Origin of the sequence: Herbidospora daliensis (genome assembly GCF_001570585.1) — a bacterium.
Lineage (GTDB): Bacteria > Actinomycetota > Actinomycetes > Streptosporangiales > Streptosporangiaceae > Herbidospora > Herbidospora daliensis.
In genome coordinates this window covers 1,447,303-1,459,520 of the sequence record NZ_BBXF01000002.1, presented here as the reverse complement: position 1 = coordinate 1,459,520, position 12,218 = coordinate 1,447,303, and the positions used below count along the sequence as shown (strand labels likewise).

Sequence of the window (12,218 nt, the reverse complement as noted above, 5' to 3'; positions counted from 1 at the left end):
ATTCCGTGAAAGCTATTGGAGTGCCATGAACGCGCCATCAGTTTCGTGGATCAGCGGACGGGGCGGATGAACGGCTTGATCGGCCATCCGGTCCGGCTTCGAGCCGCCGACTGACCGCCCAGGTAGTGAACACGAGGCGTTCTTCGCCGCCAGAACGGTGTGCGCGCATCCGTTCCGGTGTCAGGCGATGTCAGCTGTCCCAGCGTTGAGCGTTGTCGTCGTTCAGAGAGCCCACGGGCTGGGGGATGATGCAGAAGGGCAGCCCGGCGGGATCCTCCATGACCCGCCAATGGTCGTTCACCAGCCGCAGGGGTCGAGCGCCGAGGGCCTCCAGACGCGCGGTCTCCGCCTCCAGGTCGTCGGTATGTATGTCGAGATGGACGCGCGCAGGGCCTGTCCCGATTCGCTGAATGAGCATGGCGAAGACGTCGCCGGGCAAGAAGGCGCCGTGGTACTCCGGGTACCGCTCGAACGGAGTCAGCGTCTGACCGGTCGCCTCCTGCCAGAACGTCAGTTCCTTGTCGTGATCGCCCTCGGGCACATCGATCACGACCTTGTAGAGCCTGCTGTAGTGCGTCATGTCCCCATCCTCGTCGCTGGATCTTGGACCGAGGGCTGGATGTTCGCCGGGTCCTGGTCGACGAGTGAGTTCCTGTGCCAGATCAGGCGGGCAGCCGCGGTCCTTTCACGGAACTCGTAGTCAGTCCCCCCTGTTTTCTCGAAATCAGTGGATGATCCCCAAGCGGACAACGCGGGCGATCATTTCTTCCTGCTACCGACTCAGTCCAGGTCCTGTCCGGGGGCGAGAATACGATCAGCCGACTCTGCTGTATCAACGGCGCCATCGCGGCTGACGCTAATGGGAGTGGCTCGACCATTAGCGTGGATAAGCCACGCAAGTACCGCCTCGGTCTCCGGAGTGCCGTCGTACCCGTCGTTCCAGTGAGCTCGCCATCCGCCTCCTGGAATGGTCCCTACGACACGCTCTCCTCGTTCTAAATGAGAGAAGTCAGACCACTCGGTGACAGGACGCAGCGCACCTCGTTGGGGGTTCACGACAAGCGCCACCCCCGTAGTCGGATCCCAGGCTTCCACCGGTCGCGCACGTCCGACCTCGGTCTCCGTTCCTGAGAAGATCGCCATCCAGCCTGTCGAGCTGAAATATCGCATGATCAATAATTGCAGCACCGCTGCCCACCAACAAGAAGGCGGACGTCCCACCAGCGGGTTGAGCATCTGGTGCCCGTCATTCTGGCGCGCAGACCTGGCTCTCCAGCCTGAACCTCAGCGGTTGCTGCCAGGATCTGCGGTGGTGAGCGGAGATGTATCCCTACTCGAACTTGAGGAAATTGGCATCTACAGCCTCCGTTTATGGCCGGGGCCGGCCCTTGACGATCAGCCAGTGGCTTGCAATGTGGGAGGCCGATTAGCTCCATGCATACAACCCCGACCTAAGCGGAGGGCAGCGTATGTGGGCTGAACCCGCCTTAGATCTCTACTTGGGTCTATCGTCTGCGCTGGTCTCGTCGTATTCGTCGAACCACACCGATGCGTCGACCTCGGCCAGGAATTTGATCACGGATACGTCGAGCATGAAGCACAGATGTCCCACTCCAGGTCCGAGCAGGCTTCGGGTGAGAAAGAGCTCCACCTTGGCCCCTCGATCGACCAACTCTCTGATCTTGTCCGCTTGGCCGAGCAGGGGGGTGACGATCTCGTTGATCTGTGTCTCGAGGGAGACCGCGGAGTCGCCCGCGGAGGATTCGAGCTTCCAGTCGTCGGATGAAGCGCTTTGTGGGGGCCAGATGCCCAGCAGCTCGGAGATCTGGGCAAGATCCAGCCCGCTGTCGATGATTCGCAAGGATGCACATTGCTCGACTCGCACCACCCTCACGGTATTGGGTCCCTCCCTTCGCATGCGCTGCGGATAGCGAAGGGACTGGCCTTCTCCGTCGGGCTGGCGTGATGCTGATGCGATTTGTTGAGTGGACAACCGCGCGCGGCAATCCCGCCCTGGCGTTCTGGCTTTTGGACGAACGTCATGCTGAGCACACACATCTGTTCACTGGTGAGGAGGGGGCTTGTGGGGCCGAGCACCTCACGGTGTTGCGCTTCGAAGATTCGGTTCGTAATCGTCCCGCGATGTATTTCCGAGTCGGTCAGCTGCGCGCTGTGATCATGGACGCTCTTCATTCCGGTGAGGGGGAACACCCGAACGTCGGGGTCGAGATCACCCGTGATCTGCGCTTCACCGTAACTCTGCACCATGTCGCTGACGAGAGCGGTCGGCCTCGGTTGAGTTTCTTCGACTCCCTGCTGAGTCAAAGTCGGTGGGCACCGGCCTCAACAACCATCGAGGTGTGCGCCAGCGACTGGTCGCCGCACTACCCGTCGACGTACCGGAAGAGTGCGTGCCCCATGCGCCGCAAGGCACTCGATTGACATGCGACCTCGATCCCGGGTTCTTCGTGTCCGGAGCGACGATCTCCGTTGAACGCCCGAGGGAATGGTGCGGAGACGAGGCGATGCCTGGAAGCCTCACGGTGAAGGATCTGCGGGCACTCTGAGACGCCCTATGAGGATGCCTTGATCTCTAAGAGCGCGCCGTCAGCGACCGTGTCTCCCGAATCCTGACGTGGACGTCGCTGCCTACCGGAGGAAGCTCGGTGGCGAGCAGGTCGCCCGGGTGCAGGCAGGTCAGAGGGCCGCTGGACGTGTCGACGTCGACGCGGGTGGCGATGCCCAGCGCGACCGTCCGCCGGAGGGTTCCGGGTACCAGCCCTGCCTCGTCGGTTTCGTCCCGGACGAGTTGGGTGTGTTCGGGGCGCGCTACCAGGGTGTTCGGGCCGCCGGTGAGAGCTGGTGGGAGGAGGTTGGTGTAGCCGAGCAGTCTTGCCGTATCGACGTCGCCGGGGTTGTCCAGGACTTCGGTCGTCGGGCCGTGTTGGCGGATGCGGCCGTCGATCAGCAACGCCGTGTCTTCGGCCAGCGCTAGGGCCTCGTGCCTGTCGTGGGTGACCAGGATCGTCGCCGTCGGCTGGCCCGTCAGTGCCGCGCGTAGGTCGGCGAGCAGGTCGGCTCGGGTGGTGTTGTCGAGTCCGCTGAACGGCTCGTCGAGGAGCAGCACCCGGGGGCCGACCGCCAATGCTCGGGTGATGCTGACTCGCTGGGCTTCGCCGATGGACAGGCTGCGGGCGTCGCGGTCGGCCAGGGCGTCCAGGCCGAGGGCTTCGATCCATGGCCTCGCGCGGGTCTCGGCTTCGCGGCGGCTCAGGCCGCGGAAGCGCAGGCCCGTGGTCACGTTGGCGGCTACCGTGCCGCGGCGCATGATCGGTCTCTGGAGGACGGCTACCACTGCTTCGCGCATCTCCGCTCGTGTCGCGGGGCGGGCGTCCAGGAGGATCTCGCCGGTTACCCGGTGGGTGCTGAGGTGGCCCAGGGCGCGGAGCAGGGTCGATTTTCCCGCGCCGTTCGGGCCCAGGACGGCCAGTGTGCGGCCGGACGCCACGTGCAGGTCCGGGACTTCGAGCAGCTGCCTGCGGTTGGCGTACACGCGGAGGTTTCTGCAGCCGATTCCGGTGCTCATCTCGGGCTCGTCTGCCGTTGCTGGATCAGGGTGAGTGACAGGTTCACGCAGAACGCGATCAGGAGCAGGATCAGGCCGAACGCGATCGCCAACGAGAACTGGCCCCGGCTGGTGGCCAGGACCGCCGCGGTGGTCAGGACTCTCGTCTGGCCGGCCAGGTTGCCGCCGACCATCTGGGCGGCGCCCACTTCGCTCACCACCGCGCCGAACGCGGCCATCGCGGCGGCCAGCAGCGGCAGTCTCGCTTCGGCCAGCAGGGCGGCGAAGGCTCTGACCGGGGTCGCGCCCAGGGCCTGCATCTGGGCGCGGAAGTCCGGGTCTACCTGTTGCAGGGCCGCCGCTACCAGGGCGATCACGATCGGGGTGGCGATCGCGGCCTGGGCGATGACCATCGCGGTGGGGGTGTAGAGCAGGCCGAGGCTGCCGATCGGGCCGCTGCGCCACAGCAGGACGGTGACGAACAGGCCGACCACCACCGGGGGCATGCCCATGCCAGTGTTGGCCGCGGCCAGGGCCACGCGGCGGCCCGGGAAGCGGGCCAGGGCGATGGTCGCGCCCAGTGGCACGCCGATCAGCAGGGCGATCACGGTCGCGGTCAACGAGACTCGCAGGGTCAGTGCGGTGATCGACCAGCTGTCCTGGTCGCCGGTGAGGAGCAGTCTGACCGCGTCTACGAGACCGTTGAGCAGGACGTCCATGTCACTGGCCCAAAGTCGACTCGTCCTTGCCGGCGTCGGGGGTGAACAACGGCTGGCCGAACTTGGCGCGGCCGAACTCGCCGATGATTTGCTGCGCCGGGGGGCCGACGATCCAGTCGGCGAACGCCTTCGCGCCGTCGGGCTGCACCAGCTGGCCGGCCTTCTTCGTCATCTCGATGACGTGGTAGACGTTCAGCAGGCCCGGATCGCCCTCGCTGAGCACGTCAAGGGCCAGGCTGCCGCGCTGCGACAGATAGGTGGCGCGGTCGGAGAGGGTGTAGCCGGCCTTCTCGCTGGCGACCCGCAGGGTCTCGCCCATGCCCTGGCCGGTCGACTGGTACCAGGATCCGCCGGGGGTCACGCCGGCCTTGGTCCAGAGGCCCTCTTCCTTGGCGTGCGTGCCCGACTCGTCACCTCTGGAGACGAACACGGCCTCGGCTGCGGCGATCTTCTTCATCGCCTCGGACGCGGCCGCGCCCTTTATGTCGGCCGGGTCGTCTTTAGGGCCCACCAGGACGAAGTCGTTGTGCATCACCAGTCGTCGCGAGCCGGCGGTGCCCTCGGCCATGAACTCCGTCTCGGCGGCGGGCGAATGCACCAGGAGGGCGTCGGCTTCGCCGCGACGTCCAAGCTCGATGGCCTGGCCGCTGCCGACCGCCAGAGTCTTGACCTGCCAGCCGCTGTCGCGGGTGAAGGCGGGCAGCAGTTCGTCGAGCAGGCCGCTGTCTTGGGTGCTGGTCGTGGTGGCCAGGATCAGGGACTTGTCTGCGGGGGGTGCTGACGCCGCTCCGGTGGGGGTGGTGGTGGTCCCGCAACCTGCCAGCAGGGCCGCCGCGATCCAGGCCGAAAAGACAGTCAGTGTTTTACGCATCACGGTGACCCATTCTGAGGTACTACAGACCAGTGCAAGAATCAAGTATGCAGTATGCAAGCGTGACTCGATACCGGGAGATCTGCGCCGATCTCGCCCACCGCGTCAGCGCCGGGACGCTTGAGCCCGGCGACGAACTGCCGGGGGTGCGTGACCTCGCGCAGCAGTGGGGCACGACGACGTCCACGGTCAGCCGGGCGCAGCGGCAGCTGGCCGACGCGGGGGTGCTTGAGCTGGCCGATCGGCGGCGCGCCCGGGTGGCTGCTGGCGCCGTGCTCGCGGCTCGGCGGTTTCTGCATGGTGATTCGGTCTTCACGCTTTCCGGCAGCGACGATCCGGCCCTGGGGCTCGTGTCCGGTGTCTTGGACGGGAGGCTGCGGCTCCTCGCCGGGGAGGGCAGCGTCGCCGGGCTGGGGGCGGTGCGGCTTGGCCGGGCCGACGGGGCCGCGATTCATCTGCTGCACCACACCGGGGTGTACAACGCGCCGTTCGCGCGCGGGATGTTGCGGGGGCTCGATCCGCATCTGATCCACCTCTGGCGGCGGGAGCAGGGGTTGATCGTGCGGCCCGGCGACTCCATCGGCGGCATCGGCGATCTGGTGGGGCGGCGGGTGTCGGTCCGGCGTCCGGGGACCGGGACGCGGCTGCTGCTCGATCGGCTGCTGCTCGCGGGCGGCCACGACCCCGATGGGCTTCGGGGGCCTGAGGCCGGGTCGCATCTCGAGGTCGCTCTGGCTGTCGCCACGGGCACTGTGGACGTCGGCCTCGGAGTGCGGTCGGCGGCTGCTGACATGGGGCTGGAGTTCGTGCCGCTGGCCTGGGAGGAGTTCGACATCGCGGTGGCCGGCAATGCGCTCGGGCCGGCTGCTCAGCTCGTCGCGGCGCTGCAGACGGCGAGTTTGCGGGACAGGGTCTCTTCGCTTGGCGGGTACGACGTGTCCAGGTCGGGGGAGGTCACGGCGCTTTCGAAGGGCGGATGAGTTTTTAGAGTCCGCTGTTCTCGGCGAGGGACTGGAGGAACTCGCGGAGCTCGGGTTCGGATTCCGCTCTTTCGTCGATCAGGGCGATCAGCCTGGTTCGGGCTTCGGTCGGCAGGGTGCCGAGCTTGTGAGATATCCACTCCATTTGCTTCACCGCATCATCGGGATCGACGACCGAGTCGTCGCACGATTCGAAGAACCAGGCCATATCCATGACCAGTTCGGCCAGGGTCCGGACCAGAACGTCGTCCCTGTCAAGGCTGTTCCAGCTCGCGTCCACCGGCTTGGGGTCATCGGACTGGACCAGGCAGAACAGGCGGTGGCCGAATCTCATCGCCGACAGGGCATTCTCGGCGACCACGTCGAGCGTCGCCTGTGCGACCTCATGGTGTCGCTTCGCGAAGTCGTCGTAGCCGGTGAGCACCAGGGCGAGCCCGGTCGCGTCGGGTGAGCTCCCGTAAGCGCCGGCCGCGACGTCGCTCAGGCAGTCGTTCAAAGCGGCCATGTTGGCGCCGTAGTAGTCGGGGAAGTCGAAACCGCGCGCGAAGTCGCGATGGAGATCGGCCGCCGTCGTCCACGTTGATGCGTCCATGCGGACGATCTCGTAGCCGTGGGCTCGCAACCAGTCGATCGCCTCTTCCAGGGCCGTGTGACGGTGAAAGAGCGTCACGCGGTTCTTCGCCAGCTCATAGTCCAGCGAATGGGAAATGAGCGCATCACGATCGAAAGGGGCCACGGTCGGCAGCGTAGTCACTGCTGACTTTCCCGCCGACGTCGTCGAGGCAACTCTGGGCGCCTCAGACGGGATCCGCCTCGGCGACGATGGAGGCCGTCAGGTAGAAGCCGTCCGCGGCGATTCGCGTCACCGCATCGAGGCGGACCATCCGCTCGCCTGTCGTCACCACATGCGCCTCGAAGTACGAATAGCTGAGGTCCGTCGACCAGATTCGTTCGAGCTCCGCTGCCAGTTTCGCGACCGAGCAGCCCGGCACCGGCCGGATCGTGGCGGCGATCAGGTTGTTCGGGTCGCCGGTATGACGAACGGACACCTCTTCGATGAGAGGTGAGCGCCACAGGTGGGCGTCGATGTCTGTCGACATGCCGTCGAGGTCGTCTCCGGCGCTCGGGATCGCCTCGGTCATCACCTGCTGTTTCACTGCGGCGAACTCTGTGGTGTTCGTTTCAGCTCCCAGGACGTCGAATCTGTGGTGATCATCAGTCGATCGCCCGTCACGGCATATCGTCCAGACAGCAGTTTTTCGCCCTTGCTCAGCCACGTCTGCCAGATCGTGATGGTCGAGGTCGCCGGGTCGACCTCGAAGTGGTGGGTCTGCCACGTCAGACCCCTGCGCACGACCATTTGGTAGGCGCGGTTGTGTTCGAAGTAGACGCGCTCGGCCGGGCCCGGGAGGCCCGGCGGTTGGAAGACGCCCGAGGTCACGTAAGCGGTTGTTGTGGTTCGCCACGTAGTAGGAGCACGACGCCGGGACCGCCAGCAGGAGTGCCACGAGGATCAGGTGTGTCCGGCGCGGGGCGGGGTGGTCGGGCCAGAACAGCGCCGCCAGTTTCGACCGGTGCCGCCACAACACGTAGGCGGCGCAGCCGGTGCCGATCAGGGAGACCGCCAGGGCGTCGAGGGCGATGCCGTAGGAGACGTTGAGGATGGAGATGCCCGCCAGCAGCGGGGCGGCGCCCGCGGCTCCGAGCAGGGCGGTGCGGGGGAAGGCCAGGGCCAGGCCGAGGGCGATCTGCAGGAGGGCGAACAGGGTGCCGAAGAGGGGTGAGTAGCCGAAGTAGTACCAGGTCAGCCAGAATCCGCTGACCGTGCCCATCGGCTTGTCGAGCTCGGAGGCGAGCACGGTGAACTGGGCGCCGAAGAGTTTGGCGAAGCCGTATTGCACCAGGATCAGGGCGACGATCCAACGGCAGATCGGGTACGTCATGAGCCTGCTCCCGTCGACGCAGGTGCGGCGGTTCGAGCTTCGCCTGCCTGCCCGGGTTGCGCAAGGCGCCCTAGCGTGCGGCCCGGCCCAGGCGCAGGGCCGAGACGAGGAAGAAGAGGCCGCCCAGGGTGGCGTAGCCGGCCAGGTTGAGCAGGGACGCTCCTTCCTGGGACGCCTGCAGGACGAACGAACTGCCGGCGAGGACGGAGATGCCGCCGCTGAGGATCATCGGCCAGTGTCCGTCGAGGTTGCGGCGGATGACGCCGACGACCAGCTGGGTGACGCCCGACACGACGGCCCAGGCGCCCCACACGCGCAGGACCGCGGGGATGCCCGATGAGGCGGCGACGGCCAGGCCGGCGGCGGTGAGCCAGCTGACGGCGATGTTGGCGTACAGGCTCAGTGCCGGGCCTTTGTCTTTGGACGAGCGGGCGTCGACGACGGCGGCGACGCCGTCGAACAGGGGGTAGAGCACCAGCAGGGCGATGGCGACCGGGCCGAGGCTGGCGGCGGTCGTGGCCAGCAGGGCGGCCCAGATGAGGGCGAAGGCGAAGCGCACGAAGTAGAGGCGGCGCAGGGAGGCGGCGACGTCGGCGGCGGGGACCGTGTGCATGGGGAGATCCTTTTTCGAGGGAGAACGTTCGGTCTCATTTAGCGTGGCAGGGTCATGCTCGCCAGTCAAGACCGAACGTTCTATCTGCTAATGTCGGCAGCGTGAAGAACACTCGGGTGTCCGAAGCGCGGTCGCGGCTGCTCGGGACCGCCACGCGGCTCTTCTACATGGAGGGGCTGCACTCCGTGGGGGTCGACCGGATCGTCGCCGAGGCGAAGGTGACCCGCGCGACGCTCTATCGGCACTTCACCGGCAAAGACGAGCTCGTCGTCGCCTATCTGCGCGAGGCCGACCAGGCGATCCGCGATCGGGCCGGGGCGGCGCTCGGCAGCGGCCTGCCGGCGGCCGACGTGCTGCGGCTCATCGCCGGGGGGATCGCCGACGACATCGGGAGACCCGGGTTTCGCGGGTGCGCGTTCCTGAACGCCGTGGCCGAATATCCCGATCCGGAGCACCCTGTCCACCAGGCCGTTCTCGAGCACCGGCGGTGGTTCCTGGAGACCGTCACCGAGTTGCTCGGGCAGATCGGGGAGACGCCGGCCGAGTTCGCCGGGCGGCATTTCGTCATGTTGCGAGACGGGGCGATGGCGGCGGGTTGCCTGTCCGATCCGGCCGCGGTGTCCGAGACGTTTCTGCAGGGAATCGACGGGATTCTGCGGTCCCGCGCCATTTCGTCAGACGGTGACTTCATGCGCTGATCGTCCAAGAACGACGACAGCGACCCGGGCGGCTGCTTCGTTAGGGTCTGGTCCGTGGACTCCCTCTACGCGGCCTTCTCCCGCCACCCGCTGCCCGCCACGATCGACGTGTGCGACCACTGCGTGACCCCGGAGGAGGTTCAGGCGACCCGGGCGGCTCCGCTGCGTGTGCTCACGGCCTCCGCGCTGGCGCCGTATGCCGGCAACGCGATGTCCACATGGGGCGACGAGGAGGAGTTCCGCTACTTCCTGCCCCGGCTGCTGGAGCTCTTGGTCCTCGACGAGTTCGACGACTGGCTGGCCGACCATCTGATGGTCCAGGTCGGCGTCCGGTGGGACGACTGGCCACAGCGGGAGCGGGACACGATCCTCGACGTCGTCGGCGTCTGGTGGGAGGCCACGCTGAACCACTATCCGCGTGAGGTCGACGTCATGGGGATGATCGAGATCATCGGCGGCAACCTGGGGCTCGACCTGGCTCCCTACCTGGCCGCGTGGGAGTCGAACACCACCGAGGCGGCGGCCCGGCACATGGCCTGGCTGATGCACCACTACACCGTCGGGGTCGCCCACAACGCCGGGTGGTACACGGCCCTGGCCGGCTGGATCACCGGACCGGCGCCCGCGGCCATCCTGGAGCGGGCGTTCTTCTCCGCCGGTTCGCCCGAGGTGGCGCAGGCCCTCTCCGACGCCCTGGAGACCCATCGGGTCTGGAGCGCCGTCAGTGCGGGAAGGTCCGGCGCGGTCGGGGGCTGATCTCCCCTCGGAAAGCCTCGATGATGTTGGAGATCTGGCGCATCAGGACGGTGTCTTCGAGGCGGTCCAGGTAAAGCGAGCGGCGGGCCAGGGCGTCGGCGTCCACGGCCCAGTAGAGGCTCATGAGGGGGTTGACGAACAGCTCGCTGCCCTTGGTGCGGGTGGTGAACTGGACGTCGCCGAAGTCGCCGGTCAGGGCCGCTGCGATCGAGCCGTTGACGATGCTCGGGTGGTCCGGGGTGTCGGCCTGGGCGCGGGCGACGGCGTCCAGATAGAGCTCTGCCGCGCGGCTGGCGCGCGGGATGGAGAAGGCGCCGAGGTAGGCGCCCTCGCGGTCGAGGGCGGCCAGGTTCTCCAGCACCTGGACGTGGTTGACGCCGTGGTAGGCGTCGACGCCGAAGCCCAGGCAGACGACGATCTTCTCGGGTACGTCGAGCCCGTGGACGGCGGCCAGGCTGGCCATGTCCTCCTCGGGGGTGCCCAGGCCCGCTTCGTCTCCCCTGAGGAGGATGTCGGTGCCGCCGTCGACGAGCACGACGGCGTCGAGGTCCAGGCGGGCGGCCAGGGTTCGGTAGGCCGTGCGCAGCGGGGTGACGCCGACCTTCGGGAAGGCGTACACGGTGGAGGGGAGGCCGTGTTCGCGGAGGGTGCGGGCGAGGGAGGGTTCGGGGAAGTAGGAGTCGCGGCTGACCGTGTCGGGGACGATCTCGGCAACGTCCTCGTCGAGCCAGACGTCGAGGTCGAGGCCGTGGAGGCGGCTGAACGACAGGTTGGCGAGGTGGACCTCCTTGCCCGCCGTCCACAGTTCGACGGCGAGCGGGAGCCCGGCGAAGACGTCGAACCCTCCCCCGGCGCCGGCCACCAGGATGCGGTGTGCCCGCTTGAGCCGGGCGAAGAGCGGGGGTTCGGTCAGGGAGAACACGCCGGGAAACTACCAAGGTCGGCCGGAATGCGGAGCGGGACGCGCAAGTTGGCAGCTCATATGACAACAGTTGCATTCATCGGCAGCGGGCACATCGGCGGCACGGTCGCCCGGCTCGCGGTCGCGGCAGGTTACGACGTCGTCCTGAGCAACTCGCGTGGCCCGGAGACGCTGGCGGAACTGGTCGGGGAGCTCGGCCCCAAGGCCCGCGCGGCGACCGCCGCCGAGGCCGCCGAGGCGGGCGACCTCGTGGTCGTCAGCGTTCCGCTCGGCGCCTACCGCAAGGTCCCGGTGGAGCCGCTCGCCGGCAAGACCGTGCTCGACACGAACAACTACTACCCCGACCGCGACGGGGTCTTCCCCGAGCTCGAAGCCGGCTCGACCACGTCGAGCGAACTGCTGCAGGCGCACCTGCCGACGTCCAAGGTCGTCAAGGTCTTCAACAACATCTTCTACGTGCACCTGCGCGCGCTGCCTCGGCCCTCGGGAGCGGCCGACCGCAGCGCCCTGGCCATCGCGGGCGACGACGCCGAGGCGAAGGCGGCGGCGACCACGTTCCTCGACCTGATCGGCTACGACGCCGTCGACGCCGGCAAGCTCGCCGACAGCTGGCGCTACCAGCCGGGCGCCCCCGCCTACGGCGGCCTCTACGCCGGGAACATCGAGAACTTCTGGGAGTCGCCGGGCGTGCCCACCGACGCCGCGTCCGTCCAGGCGAAGCTCGACGCCGCCCAGCGCTGACCCGGCCAGATGGACATCGCGGAGTTCCTCCGCCGGGAGTGCGCGGCCGACGCGGTGCGGGAGTGCGTGTGCCGGCCGTGCGGCGGGCGGTCGTTCGAGGTGTCGGTCTTGGACGCCGAGAGCGCCGCCCGGCGGACCTGTCTCAGCTGTGGCGAGCATGAGTTCATCGCCGACAGCGCGGAGCACTGGGACGCCGAGGCCGAGGCCGAGCAGTACTGCGCCTGCCTCTGCGGCGACGAGAGCTTCGCCGCCGCGGTCGGCTACTCGCTGCGGGAGAGCGGAGACGTGAAGTGGATCCACCTCGCGCTCGGCTGTCTGACGTGCGGTTCGATCGGCCTGTACGAGGACTGGAAGATCGACTATCTGCCGAGCGTCCACCTGCTCGACCAGGCGTGACCCGCGCCTTCCGG

Annotated in this window: 15 protein-coding genes; 6 read left to right on the top strand and 9 right to left on the bottom strand. The window is 67.6% G+C overall.

Annotated elements, in window-relative coordinates; all coding sequences use genetic code 11:
- Positions 1–190: 190 nt before the first annotated feature.
- Both AW274_RS13235 and AW274_RS13230 read right to left on the bottom strand, forming a co-directional pair.
- Positions 191–580, bottom strand: coding sequence for a VOC family protein (locus AW274_RS13235; RefSeq protein WP_062431293.1), 390 nt, complete (start codon positions 578–580; stop codon positions 191–193).
- 915 nt (positions 581–1,495) lie between these two features.
- Positions 1,496–1,861, bottom strand: coding sequence for a DUF4279 domain-containing protein (locus tag AW274_RS13230; protein ID WP_062431292.1), 366 nt, complete (start codon positions 1,859–1,861; stop codon positions 1,496–1,498).
- A gap of 110 nt (positions 1,862–1,971) precedes the next feature.
- Between AW274_RS13230 and AW274_RS40225 the strand changes: the two genes are divergently transcribed.
- Positions 1,972–2,442 carry a hypothetical protein gene (locus AW274_RS40225; protein ID WP_157520114.1) on the top strand — a complete coding sequence of 157 codons (471 nt, stop codon included), beginning with the start codon at positions 1,972–1,974 and terminating at the stop codon, positions 2,440–2,442.
- A gap of 151 nt (positions 2,443–2,593) precedes the next feature.
- On the opposite strand, the gene AW274_RS13225 is transcribed toward AW274_RS40225, so the two are convergent.
- From AW274_RS13225 to AW274_RS13215, 3 genes are read right to left on the bottom strand one after another with little or no spacing between them, the layout of a single operon-like run.
- Entirely contained in the window at positions 2,594–3,586 is a 993-nt protein-coding gene (locus AW274_RS13225) for an ABC transporter ATP-binding protein (RefSeq protein ID WP_083974093.1), read from the bottom strand.
- A complete protein-coding gene (locus tag AW274_RS13220; RefSeq protein ID WP_062431290.1) occupies positions 3,583–4,284 on the bottom strand; it encodes an ABC transporter permease in 702 nt (233 codons plus the stop codon). Before AW274_RS13220 ends, AW274_RS13225 begins: the two co-directional genes overlap by 4 nt.
- Position 4,285: 1 nt before the next feature.
- Positions 4,286–5,155, bottom strand: a complete 870-nt coding sequence (locus AW274_RS13215; protein ID WP_062431289.1) for an ABC transporter substrate-binding protein — start codon at positions 5,153–5,155, stop codon at positions 4,286–4,288.
- Between the two features lie 62 nt (positions 5,156–5,217).
- Here AW274_RS13215 and AW274_RS13210 point away from each other — a divergent pair, with 62 nt between their 5' ends.
- Positions 5,218–6,135: a GntR family transcriptional regulator gene (locus AW274_RS13210; protein WP_062431976.1), complete on the top strand. Its 918-nt coding sequence runs from the start codon at positions 5,218–5,220 to the stop codon at positions 6,133–6,135.
- 4 nt (positions 6,136–6,139) lie between these two features.
- Here the strand turns inward: AW274_RS13210 and AW274_RS40220 are convergent, their stop codons facing one another.
- From AW274_RS40220 to AW274_RS13195, 3 genes are all read right to left on the bottom strand, one after another.
- A complete protein-coding gene (locus AW274_RS40220) occupies positions 6,140–6,871 on the bottom strand; it encodes a barstar family protein (protein ID WP_157520111.1) in 732 nt (243 codons plus the stop codon).
- Positions 6,872–6,932: 61 nt separating this feature from the next.
- Positions 6,933–8,078: a hypothetical protein gene (locus AW274_RS13200; protein WP_062431288.1), complete on the bottom strand. Its 1,146-nt coding sequence runs from the start codon at positions 8,076–8,078 to the stop codon at positions 6,933–6,935.
- A 70-nt stretch (positions 8,079–8,148) separates the two neighbouring features.
- The gene (locus tag AW274_RS13195) at positions 8,149–8,691 is read right to left on the bottom strand and encodes a hypothetical protein (RefSeq protein ID WP_062431287.1); all 543 of its coding nucleotides are present in this window, start codon (positions 8,689–8,691) and stop codon (positions 8,149–8,151) included.
- A gap of 101 nt (positions 8,692–8,792) precedes the next feature.
- Here AW274_RS13195 and AW274_RS13190 point away from each other — a divergent pair, with 101 nt between their 5' ends.
- Both AW274_RS13190 and AW274_RS13185 read left to right on the top strand, forming a co-directional pair.
- Entirely contained in the window at positions 8,793–9,389 is a 597-nt protein-coding gene (locus AW274_RS13190) for a TetR/AcrR family transcriptional regulator (RefSeq protein ID WP_198169161.1), read from the top strand.
- 54 nt (positions 9,390–9,443) lie between these two features.
- On the top strand, positions 9,444–10,145 hold the full coding sequence (locus AW274_RS13185; RefSeq protein ID WP_062431285.1) for a hypothetical protein: 702 nt from the start codon (positions 9,444–9,446) through the stop codon (positions 10,143–10,145).
- Here the strand turns inward: AW274_RS13185 and AW274_RS13180 are convergent.
- Positions 10,111–11,067, bottom strand: coding sequence for a DUF1152 domain-containing protein (locus AW274_RS13180; RefSeq protein WP_062431284.1), 957 nt, complete (start codon positions 11,065–11,067; stop codon positions 10,111–10,113). The two genes, AW274_RS13185 and AW274_RS13180, sit on opposite strands and share 35 nt — an antisense overlap.
- Positions 11,068–11,127: 60 nt before the next feature.
- Between AW274_RS13180 and AW274_RS13175 the strand changes: the two genes are divergently transcribed.
- On the top strand, positions 11,128–11,808 hold the full coding sequence (locus AW274_RS13175; protein ID WP_062431283.1) for an NADPH-dependent F420 reductase: 681 nt from the start codon (positions 11,128–11,130) through the stop codon (positions 11,806–11,808).
- Between the two features lie 9 nt (positions 11,809–11,817).
- Positions 11,818–12,204: a hypothetical protein gene (locus AW274_RS13170; protein WP_062431282.1), complete on the top strand. Its 387-nt coding sequence runs from the start codon at positions 11,818–11,820 to the stop codon at positions 12,202–12,204.
- The last annotated feature ends 14 nt before the right edge of the window (positions 12,205–12,218 follow it).